We start from the raw sequence: 25251 nt of genomic DNA, 5'->3' as shown, positions 1-25251 counted from the left end.
CAGCAGATGCACAGGGGGTGGCGAGGGCGGGTTCCGGCCGCCGCCGGTGGTGAGGCCGGGGTTGAACGGCACCCGCGCGGAACGCTGCGGGCTAGCATCTGACACTACGTCAGATGTACCGTCCCCCCATGCCTGGACTCACACCTGGACCCGCGCCCCGCGCCCGCCGGAGGGTCGCGGTGGTCGGCGTCGCCCTCTCCGACTGCGGCCGGGTGGACGGCCCCACCCCCTACGCCCTGCACGCGCAGGCCGCCCGCCGCGCCCTGGCCGACTCCGGCCTGGACCGCTCCGTCATCGACGGCTTCGCCTCGGCCGGCCTCGGCACGCTCGCCCCGGTCGAGGTGGCCGAGTACCTGGGCCTGCGCCCCACCTGGGTCGACTCCACCTCGGTGGGCGGCTCGACCTGGGAGGTCATGACCGCCCACGCGGCGGACGCGATCGCGGCCGGGCACGCCAACGCCGTCCTGCTGGTCTACGGATCCACGGCCCGCGCGGACATCAAGGCCCGGCGGCGGACCTCCAACCTGTCGTTCGGGGCGCGGGGACCGCTGCAGTTCGAGGTCCCGTACGGCCACACGCTGATCTCCAAGTACGCCATGGCCGCCCGCCGCCACATGCACGAGTACGGGACGACGCTGGAGCAGCTCGCCGCGGTGGCCGTCCAGGCCCGGGCGAACGCGGCCACCAACCCGGACGCGATGTTCCGCGACCCGATCACGGTGGACGACGTCCTGTCGGGCGAGATGATCGCGGACCCCTTCACGAAGCTGCACTGCTGCATCCGCTCGGACGGAGGCTGCGCGGTGCTGCTGGCGGCCGAGGACTACGTACCGGACACCGCGAAGGCCCCGGTGTGGGTCCTGGGCTCCGGCACGTCCGTCTCCCACACCACGATGTCGGAGTGGGAGGACTTCACGGTGTCCCCGGCGGCGGTCTCGGGCCGCATCGCCTTCGAGCGGGCCGGCCTCACCCCGGCGGACGTGGACCTCGCGGAGATCTACGACGCCTTCACGTACATGACCCTGGTGACCCTGGAGGACCTCGGCTTCTGCGCGAAGGGCGAGGGCGGGGCCTTCGTGGAGAAGGGCCGCCTCCTGCGCGACGGGGAACTCCCGGTCAACACGGACGGCGGCGGCCTCTCGGCCTGCCACCCCGGCATGCGCGGCCTGTTCCTCCTGGTCGAGGCCGTCCGCCAACTCCGCGGCGAGGCGGGCCCGGGCCAGGTGACGAAGCACGGCGGCCACCTCCCCGAGGTGGCCCTGACCTCGGGCACAGGCGGCTGGTTCTGCTCCTCGGGCACGGTCCTGCTGGGCCGGGGGTGAGGGGGGCCGTACGGGGCGGGGGGCGGGGCGGCCCGCGACCCCCGGGCGGGTCGGGGGGCGCGTCCAATCGCTACGTGCTTCTCACGTCTCAGCGTCCGACGGCCGTCTGGGGCTGGACATAGACCGCCACCGATCACTACGCACTCCTCCACGCTGGCGGGCGACGGTCGGCAGGGGCTGATCAGGGCCGATGCGCGGGATGGAAGGTCGATCCTTCGGGGAGCGGGGCGCTCAGTCTGCGGCCTCGACGTTGGTGGCCGAAGTGGTGAATTCACGGCCGGACGCGCCACGGATGTACGCCAGCTCCATCCAGTGCTCGATGCCGGCGTCCGAGACGTTCTCGTTGATCACGGCCATCAGCTGACCCTCGACGCCGGAGGCGATGTCGCGGACGCGGCGGCGCAGGAGTCGGTGCGGCACGTATTCGTACTGCTCACTCATCGGACGCCTCCTGCAAGGTGCCGAGGAAGCGCTCCCAGCCGGCCAGCGCCCGGTCCAGCAGATCTGCGCTGGGCTCGCCTCTGGCCGTCACCCTCACCGAGGGGACGTCTTCCGTGTCGACGATGGACACACTGCGGCTCTGTGGCATGCGGATCACTCCTCGCTCGCGAGACCGCTTCGCCGGCAACGTGGTTCGTCCTTCATGGCGGCTCTCCCTTTCGCGGCCGAGACACCGGGCAGTGTCGTGGGCCAGCACCGATGTTCCGTCCCTCGTCAGGGCGTTGCTACCGCGTTCTCGGGACGTTTGGGACACTTTGCCGTTACGGTTCGTTCCGTCCCTGACGGGCCGTGGAGGCGAACTGTGAATCACACGCTGCGCCGAGCGATGGCGAATGCCAAGATGACCGAAGTGCAGCTCGCGGAAGCTTGCGGGGTCGATGCGAAGACGGTTGGTCGATGGATCACTGAGCCGAACCGCATTCCTCATGCCCGCCACCGATGGGCTGCCTGCGAGGCACTAGGCGAGGAGGAGGCAGCTTTGTGGCCCAATGCCGTCCGGTCGGCCCTCACCATCGGTCCGGACAGAGAAATAGTCCAGGTCTTCCCCTACCGCTCGGCCGCCCCGGCAAGCCTGTGGAAGTCCCTCGTGACGAAGGCGCAGCGCGAGCTGGTATTCGCCGGGTACACCAACTACTTCCTGTGGCTGGAGCAGGCGAACCTGGCAGGTGCGCTGCGTCGCAAGGCCCAGGGTGGATGCCGAGTGCGGTTCCTGATCGGCGACCCGAACAGCGTGGTCACGGCAGCGCGCGAGGCTGAGGAAGGCGTACCGCTGACACTTTCCACTCGCATCGCCGTGACGCTGAACGAGCTGGAGAAGCTGCGCGACGTCAGTGGCATCGAAGGCCGGTTCGAGACCGGGCACGTGAACCTTTCCGTCTTCCGGTTCGACGACGAGATGATCGTTACCCCGATCCTGGCCCGCAGGGTCGGCCACGATTCACCGATGATGCACCTACGACGCAGGCAGACGGACGGGATGTTCGACCGTTTCACCGCTCATGTCGAAGAGCTGTGGAGTCGTGGACGCGACATTCGGGGGGCGAGGCAGGATGCCCAGGCGTGACTATGAGGACGACCCCAATGCCCCCATGGCGAACAGCCTGGTGCCTGCGGCTTCCACGGTTGTCGTCGATGACGGCGGCCGGGTGTTGCTGCAGCGACGCACAGACAACAGGATGTGGGCCCTGCCGGGCGGCAGGATGGAGCTCGGGGAGAGCATCGGCGACTGCGCGGCCCGGGAGACTCTTGAGGAGACCGGCATCGTGGTTGAGATTACGGGGATCGTCGGTACGTACACGAACCCCGGACACGTCTTTGCCTACGACGATGGAGAGGTCCGGCAGGAATTCTCGATCTGCCTTCTTGCCCGCCCCACGGGGGGCAGCCTCCGGACGTCCGACGAGTCATTCGAAGTTGCGTGGTTCACCCCCGAGGCCACCGACGAGCTTCCGATGGTGCCCAGCATCCGTAAGCGCATCAACGATTGGAGAGCTGGTCGCGGCCCTGTCGTCCGCTGACGCCATGGTTCCTCGGAGAGGTTCCCTTGCAGCCCGGCCAGGCACGCAAGCCCGACTCGCATACCCTGGCCGGCAGAAGGCCCCCGCCGCTTCGATCGGCGGGGGCCTTCGTCATACCGCGGACGCTAGTCGTCGGCGCTGGTGTCGTCCGGAACAACCGAGACGATCGCGGCGGCCGATGGCCGCGGCTCGGGCACGAACACGTACGTCACCGACAGCGCGGGCATGGTGCCGCGCTGCTCCACCCGAGTGGTCCACACCTGGACGCCACCTGGCCTGACCTGCACCAGGCGCCCCAGGCGCGGTGTCCCCGAGAGCTCCACCTGCAGCTCCTTCACCGCGGTCGAGACCTCGTCCCCCAGTTCGGTGACACGCGCGGCAGCGGTGTGGGTGATCTCCACGACGACCGGGTCCCCCTGATCGCTCAACGGGTCTTCTCCTCCTTCAGGGAGTGCACGAGCGCGATCCCTTCGGCGAGTGCGTCCTCGAACCCCGGGTCGCAGCGCGTCAGTACGTGCCCCCGATAGGCGGCGATGATCTCGGACACTTCGCTCAGGTCGGTGTAGTCGACGCGCTCCAGGGTCGCGGCGAGCTCGGCCTCCATGCCCGCCAGATCTCCGGGAAACCCGAGACCCGCAGCGAGGGCTGCCCGGACCTCCCCGAGCGTGCGCATGGGCGGAGGTGCGGGCGGGGCCGTGGGCGAGACGGGGTGAGTCGTCATGGACGGAGAAACCAATCGGTCTGGGGCAAGGACAGGGCCCTCACCCGGTGTGAAAACGACGCTACTCCTCGGCCGGGGGTGGGGGAGCGAGGTCTGGCTCGTCCCTGACCGCTTGGCCGCGATGCGGGCGGCCACCGAGAAGTGCTCTTCGCTGGCGTGCCGTGCGCGGACTGGTGGCACAGCGCCGACCACAGATCGCTCCAGAGTCCGGGGCCCGGTTCCGATGCGAGCCGGTCCAGCAGCGCGGGTACGTCTTCCGCGGAGCCGTACGCATGGCTGAGCTGCGACCAATCCGTCATACGACGATCCCCTCACACGCGTGAGGCCCGCCTCGCATGCCCTGGCCTGCGGGGCCGCGGCAGTCGCCCGCCCCCGGTCCGGCCACCGCACCCGCGCGCCACCTGTGCGCCACCGGCACCACACCGGGGGGATGGATGCTCTTCAACAGCAAAGACCGCAGGGCATCGAGGGAGGTGAAAGTCATGAAGGTTTACACCAAGCCGGAGGCCAAGAAGGTCGACCAGGGCACCATCGTCGCTTCCGTGCGATAGCGGTGACGACATGCCACGCCTCCTTGACCGGGGGCGTGGCATGTTCCGCTCCAGGACACAGACGCAGACGACACAGGGGAATCGGAAGCCACATGTGCGGAATTGCCGGATTCGCTCACACCGACGGAAGCGGCCTCGCGGGGTCGGCCGACCAGATCCTGCGAGACATGGCCCGTGCGCTGCGTCCCCGCGGCCCCGACGACATGCAGTTCCACCACACGGCGCAGGCCTGCATGTCCTTCACCCGGCTCGCACTGATCGACCCTGAGGGCGGCCGGCAGCCGTTCATCAGCGAAGACGGCAATGTGATCCTCGCCTGCAACGGCGAGATCTACAACCACCGCGAACTGCGCCGCACGTTCGAGGGCCGGGCGAAGTTCCGCAGCGAGTCCGACTGCGAGGTGCTCCTCCACCTCTACCTGGAGAAGGGCATCGACTTCCTGGACGACGTCCGGGGCATGTTCGGCATCGCCGTCATCGACCTGCGCGAGCAGCGGCTGCTGCTGGCCCGGGACCGGCTCGGCATCAAGCCCCTGTTCGTCCACCGCCGCGGCGACACCGTGCTGTTCGGTTCGGAGATCAAGGCGCTCTTCGCGCACCCCGACTGCCCGCGCGAGGTGGACTGGGCGCGCGCCCTCGCCGACCAGGGTCTCAGCGCCGCCCCCGTGATGGTCGACGACGAGCCCGTGACCTGGTTCAAGGACGTGGACCACGTCCCGTCGGGCACCGTCATGAGCATCGGCCTGCGCGACGGCGCGACCCGCGTGCACCGCTACTGGGAGCTGCCGGCGCCGGCCGAGGCGGGCGACCTCCCCGAGAGCTTCTTCGTGCAGAGCATGGGCGACCTGCTCGCCTCGTCGGTCCGCGAGTGCCTGATCGCCGACGCCGAGATCGGTGTCTTCCTCAGCGGCGGCCTGGACTCGGCGGCGATCACCGCCCTGTCCGCCCACACGGAACTGCACACCTTCTCCGCCCTGACCGGCAGCACGGTGGTCAACAAGGACGCCCAGTACGCCCAGGAGACCGCGGGCCTGCTCGGGCTGCCGCACCACCAAGTGGCCTTCGGAGCCGACCGGGTGCCCTCGCCGGACGAGTGGCGGCGCCTGCTGTGGCTGATGGAGACGCCGCAGTGCGGACCGGAGCAGTTCTACAAGAGCGAGATGTACCGCTTCGCGCGCGCCGAGCGGCCCGGGCTCAAGGCGATGCTGCTGGGTTCCGGCGCCGACGAGTTCAGCGGCGGCTACAGCGTCGCCCTCTCGGGCGGCGGCGACTGGGAGGACTTCGACGGCAACCTGCGCACGCTGGCCCGCCGCAAGGCGCTCGGCACCCGCTCCCCCGTGTCCGCCTGGTGGGAGGAGACCGACCTGCCACTGCTCGGCGACGCCGCGGTGGACGCGTACGCACCGGGGGCGGTCGACGACCCGTACGGCTCCTACCTGGCGTGGAAGTTCCGCGACATGCAGCAGTACAACTTCTGGGTCGAGGACCGCACCGCCTCCGGGAACGGGGTCGAGGCGCGGGTGCCCTTCCTGGACCACCGCATCATCGAGCTGCTGGCGAGCGTGCCCCGCGCCTACCGCAAGCGGCTGTTCTGGAACAAGCAGGTCATCCGCGAGGCCGTCAGCGACATCCTGCCGCCCGAGGTGATCAGCCGTCCCAAGCTGGCCTTCTACGAGGGCGAGGGCGTCCGGCACACCCACCGGACCTTCACCCGCATGCTGGCAGGTGGCGGAGACGAGCTGGTCGAGGAGGCACTGTCCTCGCCGCGCGCCGCCCAGTACCTCGACGGGGCCAACGTCCGCCGGACGCTGCGCCGGCTGGAGCAGGACCAGAGCTCGGGCCACGTGGAGCTGCTGCTGCGCGTCGTCAACCTGGGCCTGCTCGACCTGATGACGGTCGACCCGCCCGGCAGCCGTCCGGCTCCCGGCCCCGCCCCGTACGAGGTGCGGGTGAGCGACTTCGAAGGTCCCGAGATCCGCGAGCTGTTCCCGCAGACCCGGATCGAGGAGGCGACCGTGCTGCGGCTCGCCGACGGGGTCCTCGTCCTGGACGACTCCCCGGACGCGAAGACCTCGTACGTCGTGATCGACGGCGCCCTGCGCTTCACCATCGACCAGATCACCCACGGCGACTGGCTGCGGCTGCTGCGCGCCTTCGACGGGGTGCGCCCGCTGGACTCGGCGGTCGCCTCGGTCGGCTGCGGCCTGGAGGACATGCGGCCGCTGCTGGACGAGTCGCTCGAAGCCGGTCTGCTGGAAGTGGTCCCCGGCGCGGTGACGGCCGCGAACTGAGCCGCGGTCCCGCGGCTCGGCCCCCTTTGGCACCGGCATCCGGATGTGGACGTGGATGTGCGGAAGTAACCACGAGTACGAGTGAGGTCAACCCGATGACAGCCCATCTCTACTGGGACGAGGTCTGGCGTACCGACGGCGGACGAGCGGACTGGTCGCGGCCTCACCCGTGGGTCGTGGACGAGGCCGCCCGCCTGCAGGCCCTCGGCGCCAAGGACGTACTGGATCTCGGCTGCGGGGTCGGCCGGCACGCCCTGTTCTACGCGGAGCAGGGTCTGGTCAGCTCCGCGACCGACCGCAGTCCCGAAGCCGTCCGCGTCGGTCTCGACGAGAGCGCCAAACGCGGCGTGAACATCGCCTTCGAGGTGGCCGACTTCACCGAACTGCCCTACCCGGACGCGAGCTTCGACCTCGTCCTGGCCTTCAACGTGGTCTACCACAACGACGAGGCCGGCCTGGCGCGGGTGCTCGCCGAGGTCCGCCGGGTGCTCCGCCCGGGCGGCGTCTACCAGTCCACGATGCTCTCCAAGCGCAACGGCGAGTACGGGCGCGGCGACGAGGTCAGCCCCAACACCTTCTGCCAGCCCGGCGCGCCGGACGACAAGGTCCACCCGCACATGTACGTCGACGCCGCCGACCTGGTCCGCCTGCACGAGGGGTTCCGGCTGCTCAGCGCCACCGACGCCGAGCACGAGAAGCCGGGTTCCTTCCACTGGCACTGCGTCTTCGACACGCCCGGACAGGACGTGGCGGGCACCCGTCACGGACGGTTCGCGCAGAGGGCTGGGGAATGATGCCGAAGGCGGCGCGACTGCGCGAGTTACTGGAGCGCAAGGAGATAGCCCGGATCGTCGGTTCGCGGGACGCGCTCACCGCCCTGCTGGTGGAGGAGGCCGGCTTCGACGGGCTGTGGGCGTCGAGCTTCGAGCTGTCGGCGTCCCGGGCCCTGCCGGATCTGGGCCTGCTGACCATGGCCGAGCTGCTGGTGGCGTCCTCGCACGTCAACGAGGCCACCGCGCTGCCCCTGCTGGCCGACTGCGACACCGGGTTCGGCGGCAAGATCAACGTGGTCCGCACGGTCCAGCAGTTCGAGGCGGCGGGCATCGCGGGCGTCTGCTTCGAGGACAAGGTCTTCCCCAAGCGCAACAGTTTCCTCGCCGGCCAGAACCTGGAGGACGCGCAGGACTTCGCCGGACGCATCGAGGCCGGCGCGCGCGCCCGGCGCAGCGAGGACTTCACCATCGTCGCCCGTACGGAGGCCCTCATCGCGGGCCGGGGCATGGACGAGGCGCTGCACCGCGCCCACCTGTACGCGGACGCCGGCGCGGACGCGATCCTGATCCACTCCAAGAAGCCGACGCCGACCGAGATCCTGGAGTTCCTGCACGCCTGGCGGGCCCGCACGCCCGTGGTGGTGGTGCCCACGACCTACCCGCACTGGGACCTCACCGAGGCGCAGGAGGCGGGCGTGTCGATGGTGATCTACGCCAACCACGCGCTGCGCGCATCGGTCACGGCGATGCGCGACGTCCTGGGCGAGATCCACCTCCAGGGCGGTACGGGCGGGGTCGAGGACGGGATCGCGCCGATGAAGGAGCTGTTCGGGCTGACAGGCGTCTCGAAGTGGGAGGGGTGGAGCGCGTGATCAGCGCCGAGTTCTTCTGCGCGGAGCTGGACCGGCGCGGGTTCGGGTTCTTCAGCGGGGTCCCCTGCTCGTTCCTGAAGGGGCCGTTCGCGCTGCTCGAACAGCGCGGCAGCTACGTTCCCGCGCCCAACGAGGGCATCGCGCTGTCGATGGCGGCGGGCGCCGAACTCGGCGGCACCAAGGCCGCGGTGCTGGCCCAGAACTCGGGACTGGGCAACCTGCTGGACCCGCTGACCTCGCTCGTGATGGCCTACGAGATCCCGCTGCTGCTCTTCGTGAGCCTGCGCGGCTGGCCCGACGCGGCGGACGACGAGCCGCACCACGCCGCCATGGGCGCGGCGACCCTCGGCGTGCTGCAGGCCGTGGGTGTCGCGCACGGCATCCTGGAGCCCACCGAGGCGAGCCTGTCCGCGCTGCTGGACCGGGCCGCGCGGGAGCGCGCCGCACGCCGCTCGTTCGTGGTGCTGGTCCCGGCCGCGACGGTGGACACCTGCGCCGTGTCCGCCGCCGTGGCCGACGCGTCGCCGATGACCCGGCAGGAGGCCGTGGAGGCGGTCGCCGGGCATCTGGACGGCGCGCTGGTCTACAGCACCACCGGCATGATCAGCCGCGAGCTCTTCGGCGTGCGCGACACCCCGCACACCTTCTACATGCAGGGCTCCATGGGCCATGCCATCGGCCTGGGCCTGGGCACCGCGCTGAACCGCCCCGACCAGCGGGTCGTCGTGGTGGACGGGGACGGCGCGGCCCTGATGCACCTGGGCGGCCTGGCCCTGGTGGGCGAGCGCTGCCCCGCGAACCTGACGCACCTGGTCCTCGACAACGGGGTCTACGACTCCACCGGCGGGCAGCGCACCCGGGACACCGCGATGCGCTGGGACGAGCTGGCGCTGGCGGCCGGGTACCGCACGGGGCAGGTGTGCCGTACCGCGAAGGAGGCCGACGCCCACCTGGCGGAGATCGCGGGCCTGCCCGGCCCGCACCTGGTGGCGCTGCACATCGGCCGCGGCGGGCCGACACCCCCGCGGGTAACCTCGGCGCACACCAACGCCGGGGTCAGGGCTCGGTTCCAGGCCGCGGCGGCCGACACGTCGAAGGGTCTGAAGTGACCGTCATCGCTCATGTCAGCGACCTCCACCTCGACTTGGGGGCGCGGGCGACCCTGCGCGCCGAGCGGGTGCTGAACTATCTCCGGGACATCCCCGGTCCCCTGGACGCGGTTCTGGTCAGCGGCGACATCGCCGACCACGCGACCGCGGAGGAGTACGACCAGGCGCGCGCGCTGCTCGACCTGCCGTGGCCCGTCCTGGTGCTGCCGGGCAACCACGACCGGCGGGGCCCGTTCCGGGCCGGGCTGCTCGACGAGAAGCCCGAGGACGACGAGCTGAACCGGGTCGTGCGGCTGCCCCGGGGGATCTTCGTGCTGTGCGACTCGACGATTCCGGGCAGCGACGCGGGCGAGCTGAGCGACCGTACGCTCGACTGGCTGGAGGAGACGCTGGCCGGCGAGGCGGGCCCGGAGTCCGGGCTGCCGGTCTTCGTCTGCTTCCACCACCCGCCGGTCGAGCTGCACACCCCGTACGTGGACCGGGTCCGGCAGTTCCGCGAGGAGCGGCTGGCGGCCGTCCTGGCCGGCCACCCGCAGGTGGTGGCGCTGTTGTGCGGGCACGCCCACGTCGCGGCGGCCACCACGTTCGCGGGGCTGCCGCTGCTGGTGGGCCCCGGTGTCGCGTCCACCGTGCCGCTCCCCCTGGAGGGGCGCGACCCCGTGGACTACGAGCTGGCCCCCGCGCTGGCCTTCCACGTCCTCGACGACCGGCGGCGCCTGGTCACCCACTACCGGGCGCTCGCCTAGGGGTGTCCGGGGGCGGGTCGCCGCTCACCCCGTAGCCGCTCACCCGTAGCCGCTCACCCGTAGCCGCACTCCCCGGAAACTGAGAGAAGGCCATGAGAAGAGTTCTGATCGCCAACCGCGGTGCGGTCGCGGCCCGGGCCGTCGAGACCTTCCGATCGCTCGGATGGTCCCCGATCACGGTCGCCGCCATGTCCGATCCTCAGCAGCTGCACACCGTGGACGCGGACGGCTGCGAGTACCTCGACGGCGAGGGCCTCGCCGAGACGTACGACCACGTCGGCCGGATCGTCGCGGCGGCCGTGCGGTGCGGGGCCGCCGCCGTCCACCCCGGCTACGGGGCCCTGGCCGAGGACCCCGAGCTGCCCGAGCGGCTCGCCGCCGTCGGCATCGACTTCATCGGCCCGTCCGCGCAGGTGCTCAGCGCCGCCCGCGACAAGGAGCACGCCGTCGCCGCGGCCGGGCGGCTCGGGCTGCCGGTGCTCCCGCACGCCACCGGGTACGAGGACATCACCGCGCTGGTCAAGGAGATCGGGCTGCCCGTCATCCTCAAGCCCGTGAACGGCTGCGGGGGGCTGGGGGTGCGCATCCTGCGCACCGAGGCGCAGGCGCAGGAGGCGCTCGCGCTGGTGGCCCGGGACCGGGGTGCCCGGTGGTACGCGGAGCGGTACGTCGAGCGGGGCCAGGTGGTCGGGGTGACCGTCGCCGTGGACGCGGCGGGTACCGTCGCCGCGCTCGGCGAGCGGGAGAGCCTGCTGGTCGAGGGCAGCATGAAGCTGCTGGAGGCCTCGCCCGTGGAACGGGTCGCGCCCGGGCTGCTGGAGCGCATGCGGGCGGACTCGGCACGGCTGGTCACCGGCATGGGGCTGCGCAACGTCGCCACGGTGGAGTTCATCGTGGGGCCGGCCGGGCACTACTTCCTGGAGGTCAACGGCCGGCTGCCGCTCGCCTACCGGATGTGCGAGGCGCAGACCGGGACGGACCTGATCGCCCTGCAGGTGGAGCTGGCCGGGGGCGCGTTGCTGGCACCCGGCCGGATCACGGCGGACCGGAGCGTGCACTGCCTGGAGGCCCGCCTCTTCCTCGGGGGCCCCGGCCGCGTGGAGCGCCTCGACCTGGCGCCCGAGGCGGGCGTGACGTACAACTGCGCGCTCGACGTGACGCGTCCCGTGGTCCTGGACAACATCGTCACGCAGGTCCTCGCCACGGGCGGCGGCCGCGGGCGGGTGGCCGGCGCGGTGCTGCGGGCCGTGGAAGGCAGTCGGATAACGGGGGTTACTCACTGCTCGGAAGAAATAGCCGCGTGTCTGAGGGAGTCGGGCCTGGTGCCCGACCGGCTCGGAAGCCACGCACTGGGAGTCTGACATGAACACCAACGATCCGTTCTCGACCGTCCGCGTACCCGTCGACCCGGACCTGGCCACCGCCGCCTCCGCCGCCCCGGATCCCGACCCCCGGCAGGACTGGTACCCGGAGCTGTACGCCACCCTCCACGGCCTGATGCGGCGCCATCTGGACGCGCTGCCCGGCTATTTCGTCCTGACCGGGCTGGACCACCTGAGCGAGCGGCAGGCCCGCGACTTCACCGTGGCCGTCTCGCGTATGGCCGGCGACCTGCTGCCGCAGGACGGACACGGGGCGCTGCTGCGCGACGTACGGGACCGCGGTGTGCGGCTCGGCGAGGGTCCGACCGGCCGCTACTCCGACAGCCGTCAGGGCGGCAGCCTGCACACCGACGCCGCGCACCGGCCGGGCCGTCTTCCGGACATCTTCACGCTCTTCTGCCTCCGCCAGGCGCGCAGCGGCGGCGCGCTGGTGACCGTGCACGTCAGCGACCTGCTGGAGGCGCTGGCGGACCATCCGCGGGAGCTGGATACGCTGCGGCTGCCGGTGCACTTCGACACCCGGGACGACACCCCCGGTGTGCCGCTGACGACGCAGCGCCCGGTCTTCGAGTACGAGGACGGCCGGGAGCGGATGTACTACCTGCGGGACTACATCGAGATCGGCCACCGGCACCCGCACGTGCCGCCGTTGACGCCCGCGCAGACCGAGGCGCTGGACCTGCTCGACGCGCTGCTGGACAAGCGGGAGATGCAGACCCACGGACGCCTGGAACCAGGCGAGATGATCTTCATCGACAACCGGTCGATCGTGCACGGCAGGACCGCCTTCGAGGACGACGGGGAGTCCGCCGACGGCGGGCGGCTGATGCTGCGCACCTGGATCGGACTGCCCCGCTCATGACGGACCCGCTCACGACGGACCCGGTCACCGATCTGACCCGGGCGCTCGAACGGCTCGGACTGGCCGAGTTCCTGGCCGGGTTCGACGACGACGTCCCGGACCGCCGCCGGTGGGCGGCCGGCGTCGAAGGCCTGGGCGGCCTGCTGCGCACGACGGCCGGGTTCCTGCTGCTCGGCGAGCCCGCGGACCTCGACGCGCTGCCCGCGGCGGTCGCCGCCGCGGTCCCCGAGCTGGTGGCCTGCGCGCTGGCACAGGAGCAGGGCGGCCGGGCCCAGCTGGCCGACGTCGCCCTGTTCCGGTCGCAGGGGCTGTGGCTGCTGGCCGAGCCGCCGAGCCCCTTCCCGGTGCGCCACTACTTCGGCGCCGACTCAGTCGCCCTGGCCAGACGGGGCACCTACCGGCCGGGCGACCGGGTCCTGGACCTCTGTTCCGGGCCGGGGTTCCAGGGGCTGCTGGCCGCCCAGCGCGGCGCCTCGGCAACCCTGGTGGAGCTGCTCCCGGAGGTGTCGGCCACCGCCCGGCTGAACGCGCGGCTCAACGGCCTCGCCGGGCGGACCGAGGTACGGACCGGCGATCTGTACGCGTCGCTGGGCGCGGGCGCGGGACCGTACGACCGCGTCATCGCCAACGTGCCCTTCCTGCCCAGCGTGTCGCCTCCCGGGCGGGAGGCCCCGCACGAGGGCGGCGCCGACGGGTTCTCGGTGGGCCGCCGCGTCCTGGACGGCCTGCCCGCGCACCTCGCCGAGGGCGGGTCGGCGTTCCTGACGGCCCTCCTGCTGGAGTCGGACGGCGCGCTGCTGTCGGCGGAGGAGCTGCGCGCCCGCGGCGCGGCCGACGGCTACGGCCTCACCATCACGCTCACGGACCGGATGGCCCTCGACGCCGACTCGGACCTCGTGCAGACGGTGGTGTCGGACCACCTCGACACCGACCCGCAGGCCGACCCGGCGGCGCTGGCCGCCGAGGTGACCGGGGCCTTCGCGCGGCGCGGTGCGAGCGCCGCCCGGCTGGCCTATCTGCGGGCGGACCGCGGAATGGCCGACTTTCGCATCATCGAGCCCGCCCGGACCTGAACGCCGCCTACCGTGGGGCGTTCCGACACCGGCCCCGACCTGAAAGGACCCCCTGTGACGGCGAGCACGGACGGCGGAACCGTCGACCTCACCGAGCTGGTCTCGATACGCGACACCGGGGCCGCGGAGTGGGACGCGCTGGCGGGTGACGCCGCGCTGTACTCCAGCCATCTGTGGCTGAAGTACGGCGAGGAGCTGGCCGACTGCGACCACCGGCACCTGGTCGCCTCGGCCGGCGGCCGACCGGTGGCGGCGCTCCCCACCCACCGGTTCACGGGGACCGTCCCGCACTTCTACGATCCCTCCGTGCTCTTCCCGGGCGCCGCCGAGCCCGCTTCCCCCGAGCGCCCGCTGCTGCTGGCCGGCACCCGGCTCGGCTACACCAGCGAGGTCCTGGTCGCCCCGGACACGCCCGAGCCCCTGGCCGGGTCCGCGCTGCGGGCGCTGCTGGAGCGGCTGCGGGCGCTGGCGTCCGGGTCGGGCGGCCTGGCGGCCGCGCTCTACCTCACCGACGCGTCCGTGGAGCGGCTGCTGCCCCTGCTCGGCCCGGCGGACCAGCTGGTGATGATGGACGCGGGTGCCGTCCTCGACATCGACCCGGACGGGCTGGAGGGCTACCGCAAGCGGTTCACGGCGCGCCAGTTCAAGTCACGCCGGCTGGAGATGCGGCGCTACGACGAGGCCGGCTGCCGCACCGAGGTGCGCAGGCTGTCCGAGTGCCACCAGGAGATGGGGCCGCTGTCCGCGCAGGTGCTGCGGCGGTACGGGCACCCGGTGACGGACGAGGGGGAGTCCGAACGGTTCGCCCTCCAGGCGGGCCTGTTCGACGAGGACTGCCGGATCCTGGCGGCCTACCAGGGCGAACGGATGGTGGGCTTCACCCAGTTCTTCTTCTGGGGCGGCACGATGTACGCGCGCTCGCACGGGCTGGACGACTCGATCGGGCGCGAGGCGAAGCTCTACTTCAACCTGACGTACTACAAGGCGGTGGAGTACGCCGCGGCCCACGGCTACCGCTCCCTGGACCTCAGCTGTGACGCCTTCGAGGCCAAGGTGACCCGCGGTGCGCGGCTGGAGCCGCTGTGGGGGCTGGTCCTGGACGCCCCGTGGGAGGGGAAGGTCCTCGACGCGGTCCGCGAGGCGGAGGCGGCCCGCCGGGCCGAGTTCGCCTCGTTCGACCCGGGCATCGAGACCCGGGTCGCGCAGCTGGTCGCGGCCCGGGGCTGACCGGGCGGCCGGACGTCCCGGGGGCGGCGTACTCCCGGGACGTACGGCCACCGCCAGGCCGCTGGTCAGGCCACCGCCAGGCCGCCGGTCAGGCCGCCGGTCAGGCCGCCGGTTTCACCTCGCTCGGCGTGCGGCCCCGCTCTGCGATCCGCGCCACCGGCGGGACCGCCGCCCCGGCCGCCACCATCAGGGCCGCCAGCGCGATCCAGCCCGGCGGCCCCGCCACCAGGCAGAGCGCGTTCAGGACGGCCGGTGCGACCGCGCCGCCGATGCCCACGCCCACGGCGAAGACCCCCTGGTACTCGCCCTGGGCGTGCTCGGGCGCCAGCCCGAAGGACAGCGCGTACTCCCCCGCCGTGAACAGCATCTCGCCGAAGGTCAGGGCGACCGTGCCCAGCACGATCAGCCCCACCGCCACGGGCCCGGACACCTGGGCCGCCGCGAAGACGATCAGCATGGCCGCCGCGATCACCGGGCCGCTGCGCCGCATGGCCAGCGCCCCGTGGCGCGGCGTCTCGATCCCCTTGGCCACCCTGGTCTGCAACAGGACCACCAGGGTGCAGCTGACGGCGAAGACCAGCGAGACCGTCCAGCGCGGGGCGTTCGTGTACTCGGCGATCCACACCGGCATCAGCACCGTCATGAAGACGTCGAACATCACCATGACGCCGGCGAGCATGCTGACCGCGAGGAACGGCCGGTCGGCCAGGGCGTGGCCGTGTCCGCCGCCCCGCTCCCGGGGGACCGGCGGCAGGTGCGGCAGCCGGGCCACGAGCAGGGCGGCCACCAGGTAGGACAGCACGTCGGCCAGGATCGCGATCACGTACGCGGTGCGGGTGTCGGCCTGGAGGGCGAGGCCGCCGAGCAGCGAGCCGGTGACCATCGCGAGGTTCTGCAGGGAGTAGATCCGGGCCCGGTACGCGACCCGGTCCTCGCCCCCGACGTACGCGATCAGCGCCCCGCTGATGGCCGGGAAGGCGCCGCGCCCGAGGGAGATCAGCGTGATCACCACCAGGAATCCGGCCATTCCGTCGACGGCCAGCAGCGCGGCCGCCGCCCCCGCCTGCGCGAGCAGCCCGGCGATGCCCACCTCGCGGGGCCCGAAGCGGTCCGCGAGCCTGCCGACCACCGGACCGGCCACCAGCCCGGCGAGGCCCGCCGCGGTCAGCCCGATGATCACGTTCCCCGGCGAGAGGCCGACGGAGCGTACGAAGAACAGCACCTGGAGCGGGGCCCAGCCGCCGGCCCCCAGATAGCGGACGAACAGGGCGGTGGCCAGCCCGCGCCTGAGCCGGCGTTCGGTCTCCGTCATCAGCGGTCGGTCGCGGCGTCCGCGGCGACCGGACGGGGATTGACCTCCACCCCCAGCCTCGGCGCCAGGAGCTTGCGCATCTGCTGGGCGGCCGCCTCGGCGGTGTTCGCCCGTACGACGTCCCAGCCCCGGCGGTCCGCCCACTCCAGCATGACCTCCCGGACCGCCGCCTGATGGGTCAGGAAGCTCTCCGGACGGCACTCGGGGTCCCGGCCGCACTCGTACGGGGTGATGTCGCCCTTCTTGCGGCGCAGCGCCTCCTCGGGCGTGACGTCGAAGAAGACCACCATGTCCACCGGCGCCATGGCCTCGACGATGGCGTCGACGAGGTTCTTGGGACAGCCCGCGAGCAGCTCGGTGGCGGCGTGCTTGATCCAGTAGCCGTCGAGGATGACCACGTCCTCCTGCGCCGCGGCGGCGCGCTCCGCGGCGAGCGTGTTGAGCCAGCCGAGGAAGAGCATCCGCGCAGGATTGGGCATCTCCGCGATGCAGACCCGGAGTTCGTCCAGGGAGGAGCCGCGCAGGAAGCGGGCCTGCGGCACCCGGGCCTCCTCGAAGACCTGCCACTTTCCCACCACCCGGAACGACAGTCCCTGGCCGAGCGCCCAGCTCTCCAACCGCTTGACCTGTGTGCTCTTGCCCGCCCCGTCGGGTCCGTCCATCGCAATGATCATGTGGTTCGTCTTCCCTTCTCATCTCCGCAACGGGCCAATGCCGTACGGAAGTCAGTCGCGCGGCCCGGCGGGCAGGGTGGCGCGGTGGTGGGCGAGCGCCCGGTCGATCAGAGCGGAGGCCGCCCCCGTGTACCCGGCCGGCGCGAGCAGATCGGCCAGCCGTTCCGGTGTGAACTCGGCGGCCAGTTCCGGGGCCGCCGCCAGCAGTCCGTCCACGAGGGAGCCGGCGTCCGCGCCGCCGACGGACACCCGGGCGACCAGCCGCTTCGCGCCCGCCTTGCCCAGTACGGGCGTGAGGACGGCGGCGAGCCGCTCGGCGACGATGGAGCCGCCGGTGAGGGCGAGGTTGGCCCGCATCCGCTCCGGGTGCACCACCAGCCCCTCGGCGAGTTCCGCCGCGGTGCCGGCCGCTCCGCCCACCAGGCGCAGGGCCTCGCGCAGCGGCTGCCACTCCCCGTGCCAGGCGCCGGCGGGCCGCTCGTCCTCGGCGACCGCGCAGTGCGTCAGCGTCAGGACCAGGGAGGGCACTTGCAGGGCCGCCGAGCGGATCATGGCGGCGAGCACCGGGTTGCGTTTCTGCGGCATGGCGGAGGAGATCCCGCGCCCCGCCTCGGCGGGCTCGGCGACCTCGGCGACCTCGGTGCGGGACAGGTTCTGCACGTCGGCCGCGAACTTCCCGAGGGTGACGGAGGCCAGGGCGAGGACGGCCCCGATGTCGGCGACCGGTGTCCGGGTGGTGTGCCACGGCAGCACGGGTTCGGCCAGCCCCGTCTCGGCCGCGAAGAGGGCGACCAGGTCGCCGGTGTACCGGCCGGCGTCCCAGGGGCCGCCGGAGGCCGCCGTACCGGCGGCGGTGTGCGCCAGGTGCGCGTACTCGACGTACCCGGCCAGGGTGCCGGCGGCGCCGCCCAGCTGGACGGGCAGGCCGCCGTCGAGGAGGGCCGCCGTCCTGCTGCGCACGTCCAGCACGGCGACCAGCCAGCCGGCCGCGCGGAGCCCGAAGGTGGTGGGCACCGCGTGCTGGCCGAGGGTGCGGGCGGCGGCCAGGGTGTCCCGGTGCGCTTCGGCGTGCCGGGCCAGCGCGGCGGCGGTGCGGTCCAGTTGGGCCAGTACCAGCCGCAGCGTGCGCGCGGCGATCAGCATCGCCGCGGTGTCGAAGACGTCCTGGCTGGTCGAGCCCCGGTGGACGTAGTGCGCCGCCTCGGGGTCGACCGCAGCGACCACCTCGGTGAACTCCTCCACGAGGGCGACCACCGGGTTGGCCGCGCCGCGGGTGCGCAGGGCCAGCCCGGGCAGGTCGATCTCCGCGGCGCGGGCGCACCCGGTGATGGTCGCGGCGGCCTGCGGCGGTACGGTGCCCAGCCGGGCCTGGGCCCGTGCCAGGGCGGCCTCGGCGTCCAGCATCGCCTGCACCCAGGCCTCGTCGGTCAGTCCCGCCTCGGTGTCGGCGCCCGCCCTGACCGGCGCGAGCAGGCCGGTGTCCAGTCCGGCGGGATCCGTCTTCCTCGTCACGCTGCCCATCACATGCTCCTCGTCAGGGATTCCAGGCAGGGGTCCGGGTCCGGTTGCGGTTGCGGATCGGGCGGGCCGGCGGGCGTCTGCGCCGCGGCGGGCGTCTGCCCTACGGCGCGCGCCCCCGCCGGTTCGCCCGGTAACGCGGCCAGCGCCAGGATGCTGCGGGCCATCGCGTCGGAGTCGCCGAGGATCACGGAGTCGACTCCGGGCCGGGCCCCGGCCGCCGTCACCCAGTGGACGCCCTCGGTGGGCACGCCGTAGGCGAAGCGGCGCGGGTGCGCCGCGCCCGACGCGTCGAGCAGCCGGTAGGGGCGCTCGGTCACCGCGACTCCCCCGGTGCGCAGTGGCCTGTGTTCATCGTCGATCACGTACTCCGTGCACTGTCCGGTGTCCCGTAGATACCCAAGCAGCGGATCCTCGGTGCGCGCCAGGTCCGGTTCGGGCAATCTGGCCTCGACCAGGACCCGGGCGGTGACCGGATCCCCACCCACGCGCGGGGATCCGGCGCTGAAGCGGCCGGACGCCTCGTCCGCGCCGAAGCGCGCCCCCGGTCCGAGCACGGTGAGCACGCCGGCCTCGATCAGCGCGATGGTCTCCGCGATCCGCCGCGCGGGCGGGCCGATGGAGGTGTAGGCGTTGAGCGGGGTGTAGCGGCCCAGGAGTTCGTCGCGGTAGTCCGCGCCGGAGATGCCCCCGTGGTCCACCAGGAGCCGCACCTCGTTGCGCAGGTCGCGCAGGACGTCGAGGGCCGCCTTGTACGGGTTGCTCACGTTCCCCTCGTGCGCTTCGGCGACGTCGCGGCGCAGGTGGTCCAGGAGCCAGGAGTTGAAGTCCCCGAGGTCGGTGAAGGACCGGCCGCCGCAGGGGTGGGCGAGCGCCTCCCAGTCCCAGCGCCGGCCGGGCTCGACGCCCAGCGCGTCGAGCAGCCCGTCGCGGGCCCCGTCGGTCCAGGGTCCCGCGGACGCGGCCCGCAGGAACGCGTCGGCGGCCGCGGGCCGGCCCTGCCGGCGCAGGAGGGTCGTGTAGTAGACCGTCTCGACCTCCTGGGCGACGAGGGGCCAGATGTCCCGCCGGAAGGAGGGCCTGGGGGTGCCCGGCCCGCCGCGCAGCCGGGCGATGGTCCGCGGGGTGAGCAGCAGCGGGGTGTGCCGTCCGTGGGCGCCCTTCTCGTTCTCGCCGCGGGCCTGGTACGGGACTCCGCGCCGTGATCCGGCGTACAGGACGGGTTCGCGGCCCGACCGGTGGTAGACCAGGCCGGCGCCCTTGGGTTCGAAGGCGCCGCCGCGGCCGACGGTCAGCAGGGCCGCGTAGTCGCAGAAGTTCAGGCCGAGACCGCGCAGCAGGACGTTCTCCCCCGGTTCGATCCCGTCGAGGACGGCGTCGGCCGGGTTCCCGGGCGGGAGGTGCAGCAGACCCCGGTTCCGGGCGAAGGACGTCAGCGCCGCCTCGCCGGGGGTCGGGGAGACCGGCAGGTGGCCCTGGGCCAGGACCACCGCGTCCAGCCCGCCCAGGACGGTCCCGTTCTCCAGGCGCACCCGCTGGCGGCCGTCGGGCTCGTCGTCGAGGCGGACGGCGCGCGCGGCGTGGGTGACGATCTCCGCCGTGCCGCGCCGTACGAGGCTGCGCAGCACCCATTCCAGGTAGCGGCCGAACAGGGCCCGGGTGGGATAGCCGTCGGCGCCCGGGCCCGCTTCTCCAGCGGGCAGGCCGGACTGGGCGCGGGCGTGCGGGTCTGCGGCCCAGGCGTGGAGGCTGGGGCCGGGCACGACGGGACCTTCCATCCGCACGCTGTCGTCGGTGAACAGGGTGACCTGCGAGGTGACCGTGTTCATCAGCAGCTGCTCCGACTGGTCGGAGCGCCACACGTGTCCGCTGCCCGGTCGCGGATCGACCAGGTGCACGCGCAGGCGGGCGCCGCGGGCCCGCAGCCGGCCGGCCGAGGCGGTGAGCCGTTCGAGCAGGGACAGGCCGCGCGGCCCGGAGCCTATGACGCAGACCTCGGACCACACCTCGGACCGCTCTCCCCCGTCGCGGCGCCGTGCGTCAGTAGGCACCGAAGTACTCACGGTGCTCCCAATCGGTGACGTCCCCCGGGGTGGTGGGCGGGGCGGTGGCCCGCCACTGCTCGAAGCGGGACAGCTCGGTGCGCTTGAGCCGTACGAGGCAGTCGTGGAGGTGCTTGCCGAGCAGGGTGCGGGTCAGGGCGCTGTCCTGCGCGGCCGCGACGGCCTCCGCCAGGTCCCGGGGCAGCGCGGCGGCCGAGTCGGCGTGCGGGTCCTGCGCCAGGCCGCCCGGTTGCAGTCCGCGTTCGATGCCGTCGAGGCCGGCGGCGAGCTGGGCCGCGAGGTAGAGGTACGGGTTGGCGCAGGGTTCGCCGATGCGGTTCTCCAGGTGGGTGGATTCCTCGCCCGGGCCGCCCAGCAGGCGCACGAGCGCCCCCCGGTTCTCCGCGCTCCACACGATGCGGTCGGGGGAGAGGGCGAACTGACCCTGGAGGCGCCGGTAGCCGTTGACGGTGGGGACGGCGAGCAGGGTCGTCTCCGCGGCGTGTGCGAGCAGCCCCGCGACGTAGGAGAGGCCGAGGGGGGACAGCGGCCCGCGCCCGTCCCGCGGTACGAAGGCGTTGGTCCCGGCGGCGGTGTCGAACAGCGACTGGTGCAGGTGCCAGCCGCTGGGGTCGAAGCGGTCCAGGCCGGGCAGGGCCATGAAGGAGGCGTGGTACCCGAGGCGGCCGCAGATCTGCTTGGCCACCGTACGGAACAGCAGCATGGCGTCGGCGGCGTCGAGGCCGTTCATCGGGCTGAAGGTGAACTCCAGCTGGCCCGGCCCGGATTCGTGCTCGACGGTGCGCAGCGGCAGACCCAGTTCGCGCAGCGCCCGGGCCAGCGGGGTGATCACCGGCATCAGCCCGTCGGTGAAGGTGTCAAGGTTGAACTGGTAGCCGCTGTTGGCCGGTTCGACCGCGGGCGGCTCGCCCTGGATCCCGAACCCGCCGACCGAGGCGCCGGTCACCGACCCGGTCAGCCGGGTCAGGTACCACTCGACCTCCAGTCCGACGACGTACTCCAGTCCGCGCTCGGCGGCGCGCTCGCAGGCGCGGCGCAGCACGGCCCGGCTGGACAGCGGGTGCGGGCTGCCGTCGCGCAGGTACTCGTCCGCGATGACCCAGCCGGTGGCGGCCTCGGTGTGGGGCAGCACCCGGAAGGTGAGCGGATCGGGCACGATCAGGAAGTCGCCGGCGCCGGTGAGCTCGGTGAGGCCGATGCCGCCGCCGTCGGCGAAGAAGTCGACGCCCACCGCGTGGCCGGTGTCGAAGACGAACGGGCCCGGGCTCATGTCGATGCCGTTGCGCAGCACCGTGCGGAAGGACTCCACCGTGAGCGTCTTGGAGCGCATCAGCCCGTGCGGGTCGCCGTAGCCGACGCGGACGAACTCCAGCGTCTCCAGCGTCTCTTCGAGTTCCTCCGCGGCGGCCTGCCGGGCCTCGTCCCACAGGCCGTGCCGCTGCACGAAGCCGACGCTCCCGGTGTCGAAGCGCCCGTACGGCCGCTCGGGGACGCGGGGCGTGGTGCGGGCCTTGGTCATGTCGTTTCCTCTTCCGGCCGTCGTGCGGCGAGTCGCGGGTACCAGTGGTGCCAGGGGGCGCTCTGCTCCAGCTGGCGGGCGGCCGCGAGGACACGCGTGTCCTGGTGCAGGGGGCCCACGAGCTGGAGACCGACCGGGAGGCCGGCCGGGGTGAGGCCGGCCGGCACCGAGACGGCGGGCTGGCCGGTCAGGTTGAAGGTGTAGGCCTCGGGCGCCCAGGCCAGCCAGTCGGGCGGTCCCCCGGGCCGCGCGCCGGGCCCCGGGGGCGGTGCGTGCCGTTCCGCGGCGAACGGCCCGATGCCGACGGTCGGCATGGCCAGCAGGTCGTAGCGCGACATCAGGGCCAGGCTGCGGGCCCGCAGGAGCGCCCGGCACTCGTAGGCCCGGGCCAGGGCCGCGGCGCTCAGCCCGCGCCCGTGGCGCACGACCTCCAGCCGGTCCTGGTCGAGCAGTCCGGTACTGCCCGGCTCGTCGTACGGGAGCGCCGCCGCCTCCCAGCCGGCCAGGATCGTCACCAGGGCCGGGTACGGGTCCTCGAAGGGCGGGTCGATCTCCTCGACGTGGTGGCCCCGGGCGGCGAGCTCCTCGACGGCCTGCCGGGCGACGGCGACGATCGCGGGGTCCGGACCGGGCCCGCCCAGGGAGCGGATCCAGCCGATGCGCAGCCGTGGCAGCCGGCCGGCCGCCGCGTCCGTGTCGGCGCCGACCTCCCCGGACAGCCCGAAGGAGAGCGGGTCGTCCGCGTCGAAGCCGGCCATCACCGCGAGCAGTTCGGCGGCGTCCCCGACGGTCCGGGTGAGCGGCCCCAGGTGGGAGAGCTCCTCGGCGCTCTGCGGCACGTACGGGACGCGGCCGAGCGACGGCTTGAACCCGACCACGCCGCAGAACGCGGCGGGCACCCGGATGGAGCCGGCGCCGTCGGTTCCCGTGGCCCCCACCCCGATGCCGACGGCCACGGAGGCGGCGGCGCCCGCGCTGGAGCCGCCGGAGCTGCGGCTCAGGTCCCAGGGGTTGCGGGTGGGGCCCTGGAGCCGGTTCTTCCCGGCCGCGGACCAGCCGCCCTCGGAGGTGTTGGTCTTGCCCACGACGATGGCGCCGGCCGCGCGCAGCCGGGCCACGGCGGGCGCGTCCCGGTCGGGCACGGTGTGGGCGTTCAGCAGCGAGCCGCGGGTGGTGCGGATGCCCTCGGTGGCCGTCAGGTCCTTGACCGTCACGGGCATGCCGAGCAGAGGTCTGCCGCGCCAGGCACCCGGGCCCTCCCGGTGCAGCAGCCGGTCCGCGGCCCGGGCCTCGGCGGTCGCCCGCTCGCGGGCGACCGTGAGGAAGGCGCCGATGTCCGGCTCCCACCGGTCCAGCAGCCGGAACGTGGCGGCGACGAACTCGGAGGGGAGCAGGCTGCCGTCGCGGTAGCGGGCGCGGAGCGTGCGGATGTCGGCGAACGGGGCGTCGCGCGCGGTGCGCGCGCCGGGGTCGCGGACATCGGTCTCAGGAGGCATGGAAGTCCCGGTACCAGGCGTTGTCGAAGTCGCCGACCGTCAGGTTCAGGTCCGCGGCGGCCTGGTGGACCGTCGCCTGCACCTGCCCGATCGCGGTGGCCGTGCGCAGGTGGGCCAGCTCGAACGGGTCGCCGTCGGTGCGCATCAGCCGAAGGTCGTACAGGCCGGGCCGGTAGCGGCCCTCCAGCACGATGCCCAGCGGCACGCGCAGCGCGTGGCGCACCCCGAAGGCGACGTGGCCGGTGTGGTGCTGGTCGGACCAGTTGGTGATGTCGGGCATCCCCGGTGCGAAGAACCAGTCGTCGCGGCCCTGCTCCTCGTTCGTCCACGACATGCTGTGCGGCAGGTAGTGCCAGGTGTTGTAGCGCATGCGGGCGCTGTACGCGGACAGGGCGGTGGCCAGGGCCGCCCGGTTCTCGCCGAACCTCTCGCGGAAGGACCGGCCCGCCGCCACGCAGCAGTAGAAGTCCCGGGTGGCCAGGGCCGCCCGGCGCTCCGCGGGCAGGGCGCTGTGCAGGACGAGGACGTCCTTGGGGCCGCGCCCCATCACCACGTCGCAGTCCAGGGCCTCGGCGACCGTTTCGAAGAACCGGTGCAGGAACCCTTCGTACGCCGTGGTGAAGCCGGCGGTAACCGGCCCGGCCGTCACCCGCTCGACGAGGCCGCGCGTGTAGGAGCCCAGCTCCTCGGGGCCGGCGGCGTACGGGAACGGCTGCCCGGCGGCCTCGGCGAGCAGCGCGGTGAGCTCGGGGGGCAGTTCCGCCCAGGTGACCGGCTCGGCCATGCGCCGCTCCCGCTTGTGCAGGGACGCGCCGTTGATCTCCCGGTAGAAGACCGCGCCGTCGGCGACCAGGGCCGCCCGGGCGCGGGCACAGGCGCCGGACAGCACGTCGAGCGCGGCGCCGGCGGGTAACCCGCGGGTGTCGGGGAGCGGCTCGCCGTACGCCGATATGCGCTCCCGGAGGAACTCCCTGAGCACGTCGGGAGCGAGCTGGATGCCGTTGAACTCCTCCGCCCGGACCGGCGAGCCCGAGGAGATGAGCGCGTGCACGCAGGCGACGAAGGTGGCGTCCTCGGCCTTCCAGCGTGGCACCGGGGTGTCGCGCAGGGCCGTGAGGACGGAGCCCTCGGCGCCGGGGGCCAGGGAGCGCCCGGGCAGATTGCTGAACCGGCCCAGGTTGCTGTAACAGTGCTCGCCCACGTAGAGCATGACCGGGGCCATGTGGACGAGGGCGTGGGAGATGGCGTCGAGCCGCGCGTGCACCTGCGCCGGCTCCAGTGTGGCCATCCAGCGGTGGATCTCCTCGAACTGGAGCCGCTGGACCTCCTCGGCCAGGTCCCACAGGCGGCCCAGCGACTCCGGACGCGCCTGCCACTTGAGCGTGCCCAGTGCGGCGGCGCCGGCCTCCGGGCCGGGGCGCTCGCCCGCGGGCACGACGCGCAGCCGACCGGTCTCGGTGAGCAGCAGCAGCTCGCCCTCGGCGGTGTCGGTGGCGGTGTCCAGGCCGGCCGCGTGGGCCTCGGCGAGTTCCAGGTACATGCGCTCGCCCAGGCCGAGGGCGGCCCGGCCGACCTGTTCGGGGATCATCCCGTCGAGCGTCGCCGCTATCCGTACGGCGTCGGCGACCAGCCCGCAGCCGCGGGCGCGTTCGGCGGCCGCCTTGACCTGGGTGTCGAATCCGGGCGTCTTGAGAAGCATCGCGGTCACCTCTTCCGGAGGGC

23 protein-coding genes are annotated in these 25251 nt (G+C 73.0%); 12 read left to right on the top strand and 11 right to left on the bottom strand.

Annotated features, from left to right (window positions below):
* Positions 1-128 precede the first annotated feature (128 nt).
* Positions 129-1322 (top strand): thiolase C-terminal domain-containing protein, encoded by a 1194-nt coding sequence (locus OG534_RS20920; RefSeq protein WP_326589733.1) that lies wholly within the window; start codon positions 129-131, stop codon positions 1320-1322.
* 231 nt (positions 1323-1553) lie between these two features.
* On the opposite strand, the gene OG534_RS20915 is transcribed toward OG534_RS20920, so the two are convergent.
* Positions 1554-1763: a hypothetical protein gene (locus tag OG534_RS20915; protein WP_326589732.1), complete on the bottom strand. Its 210-nt coding sequence runs from the start codon at positions 1761-1763 to the stop codon at positions 1554-1556.
* Positions 1756-1911 (bottom strand): hypothetical protein, encoded by a 156-nt coding sequence (locus OG534_RS20910; protein ID WP_326589730.1) that lies wholly within the window; start codon positions 1909-1911, stop codon positions 1756-1758. The genes OG534_RS20915 and OG534_RS20910 overlap by 8 nt, the downstream gene beginning before the upstream one ends.
* Before the next feature lie 213 nt (positions 1912-2124).
* Here OG534_RS20910 and OG534_RS20905 point away from each other — a divergent pair, with 213 nt between their 5' ends.
* Positions 2125-2886, top strand: a complete 762-nt coding sequence (locus OG534_RS20905; protein ID WP_326589728.1) for an XRE family transcriptional regulator — start codon at positions 2125-2127, stop codon at positions 2884-2886.
* Positions 2873-3340 (top strand): NUDIX hydrolase, encoded by a 468-nt coding sequence (locus OG534_RS20900; protein WP_326589726.1) that lies wholly within the window; start codon positions 2873-2875, stop codon positions 3338-3340. The genes OG534_RS20905 and OG534_RS20900 overlap by 14 nt, the downstream gene beginning before the upstream one ends.
* Positions 3341-3465: 125 nt before the next feature.
* Here OG534_RS20900 and OG534_RS20895 read toward each other — a convergent pair whose 3' ends face one another.
* Complete coding sequence (locus OG534_RS20895) at positions 3466-3768, bottom strand: hypothetical protein (RefSeq protein WP_326589724.1); 303 nt, start codon at positions 3766-3768, stop codon at positions 3466-3468.
* Positions 3765-4061, bottom strand: a complete 297-nt coding sequence (locus OG534_RS20890) for a hypothetical protein (RefSeq protein ID WP_326589722.1) — start codon at positions 4059-4061, stop codon at positions 3765-3767. Before OG534_RS20890 ends, OG534_RS20895 begins: the two co-directional genes overlap by 4 nt.
* A 430-nt stretch (positions 4062-4491) precedes the next feature.
* Here OG534_RS20890 and asnB point away from each other — a divergent pair, with 430 nt between their 5' ends.
* From asnB to OG534_RS20845, 9 genes are all read left to right on the top strand, one after another.
* Positions 4492-6903 (top strand): asparagine synthase (glutamine-hydrolyzing), encoded by a 2412-nt coding sequence (asnB, locus tag OG534_RS20885; protein ID WP_326589721.1) that lies wholly within the window; start codon positions 4492-4494, stop codon positions 6901-6903.
* Between the two features lie 95 nt (positions 6904-6998).
* Positions 6999-7697 carry a class I SAM-dependent methyltransferase gene (locus tag OG534_RS20880; RefSeq protein ID WP_326589720.1) on the top strand — a complete coding sequence of 233 codons (699 nt, stop codon included), beginning with the start codon at positions 6999-7001 and terminating at the stop codon, positions 7695-7697.
* Positions 7694-8548 carry an isocitrate lyase/phosphoenolpyruvate mutase family protein gene (locus OG534_RS20875; RefSeq protein ID WP_326589719.1) on the top strand — a complete coding sequence of 285 codons (855 nt, stop codon included), beginning with the start codon at positions 7694-7696 and terminating at the stop codon, positions 8546-8548. Before OG534_RS20880 ends, OG534_RS20875 begins: the two co-directional genes overlap by 4 nt.
* A complete protein-coding gene (aepY, locus tag OG534_RS20870) occupies positions 8545-9657 on the top strand; it encodes a phosphonopyruvate decarboxylase (RefSeq protein WP_326589716.1) in 1113 nt (370 codons plus the stop codon). The genes OG534_RS20875 and aepY overlap by 4 nt, the downstream gene beginning before the upstream one ends.
* Complete coding sequence (locus tag OG534_RS20865; protein ID WP_326589714.1) at positions 9654-10403, top strand: metallophosphoesterase; 750 nt, start codon at positions 9654-9656, stop codon at positions 10401-10403. The genes aepY and OG534_RS20865 overlap by 4 nt, the downstream gene beginning before the upstream one ends.
* Positions 10404-10495: 92 nt before the next feature.
* The gene (locus OG534_RS20860; RefSeq protein ID WP_326589713.1) at positions 10496-11764 is read left to right on the top strand and encodes an ATP-binding protein; all 1269 of its coding nucleotides are present in this window, start codon (positions 10496-10498) and stop codon (positions 11762-11764) included.
* Position 11765: 1 nt separating this feature from the next.
* Positions 11766-12647: a TauD/TfdA family dioxygenase gene (locus OG534_RS20855; protein ID WP_326589711.1), complete on the top strand. Its 882-nt coding sequence runs from the start codon at positions 11766-11768 to the stop codon at positions 12645-12647.
* The gene (locus OG534_RS20850) at positions 12644-13720 is read left to right on the top strand and encodes a hypothetical protein (RefSeq protein ID WP_326589710.1); all 1077 of its coding nucleotides are present in this window, start codon (positions 12644-12646) and stop codon (positions 13718-13720) included. Before OG534_RS20855 ends, OG534_RS20850 begins: the two co-directional genes overlap by 4 nt.
* A gap of 54 nt (positions 13721-13774) precedes the next feature.
* Complete coding sequence (locus OG534_RS20845) at positions 13775-14947, top strand: GNAT family N-acetyltransferase (protein WP_326589709.1); 1173 nt, start codon at positions 13775-13777, stop codon at positions 14945-14947.
* A gap of 100 nt (positions 14948-15047) precedes the next feature.
* On the opposite strand, the gene OG534_RS20840 is transcribed toward OG534_RS20845, so the two are convergent.
* From OG534_RS20840 to OG534_RS20810, 7 genes are all read right to left on the bottom strand, one after another.
* Positions 15048-16259 (bottom strand): MFS transporter, encoded by a 1212-nt coding sequence (locus OG534_RS20840; protein ID WP_326589707.1) that lies wholly within the window; start codon positions 16257-16259, stop codon positions 15048-15050.
* Positions 16259-16921 carry a hypothetical protein gene (locus OG534_RS20835; RefSeq protein ID WP_326589706.1) on the bottom strand — a complete coding sequence of 221 codons (663 nt, stop codon included), beginning with the start codon at positions 16919-16921 and terminating at the stop codon, positions 16259-16261. Before OG534_RS20835 ends, OG534_RS20840 begins: the two co-directional genes overlap by 1 nt.
* Before the next feature lie 63 nt (positions 16922-16984).
* Positions 16985-18454 carry a lyase family protein gene (locus OG534_RS20830; protein ID WP_326589704.1) on the bottom strand — a complete coding sequence of 490 codons (1470 nt, stop codon included), beginning with the start codon at positions 18452-18454 and terminating at the stop codon, positions 16985-16987.
* Positions 18454-20502 carry an FAD/NAD(P)-binding protein gene (locus tag OG534_RS20825; protein WP_326589702.1) on the bottom strand — a complete coding sequence of 683 codons (2049 nt, stop codon included), beginning with the start codon at positions 20500-20502 and terminating at the stop codon, positions 18454-18456. The genes OG534_RS20830 and OG534_RS20825 overlap by 1 nt, the downstream gene beginning before the upstream one ends.
* On the bottom strand, positions 20492-22033 hold the full coding sequence (locus OG534_RS20820) for a glutamine synthetase family protein (RefSeq protein ID WP_326589700.1): 1542 nt from the start codon (positions 22031-22033) through the stop codon (positions 20492-20494). The genes OG534_RS20825 and OG534_RS20820 overlap by 11 nt, the downstream gene beginning before the upstream one ends.
* Positions 22030-23529 carry an amidase gene (locus tag OG534_RS20815; RefSeq protein ID WP_326589699.1) on the bottom strand — a complete coding sequence of 500 codons (1500 nt, stop codon included), beginning with the start codon at positions 23527-23529 and terminating at the stop codon, positions 22030-22032. The genes OG534_RS20820 and OG534_RS20815 overlap by 4 nt, the downstream gene beginning before the upstream one ends.
* On the bottom strand, positions 23519-25228 hold the full coding sequence (locus OG534_RS20810; RefSeq protein WP_326589698.1) for a hypothetical protein: 1710 nt from the start codon (positions 25226-25228) through the stop codon (positions 23519-23521). The genes OG534_RS20815 and OG534_RS20810 overlap by 11 nt, the downstream gene beginning before the upstream one ends.
* Positions 25229-25251: the final 23 nt, after the last annotated feature.

This window comes from Streptomyces sp. NBC_01294 (genome assembly GCF_035917235.1).
GTDB classification, from domain to species: domain Bacteria; phylum Actinomycetota; class Actinomycetes; order Streptomycetales; family Streptomycetaceae; genus Streptomyces; species Streptomyces caledonius.
This window is presented reverse-complemented; position numbering and strand designations above follow the sequence as displayed.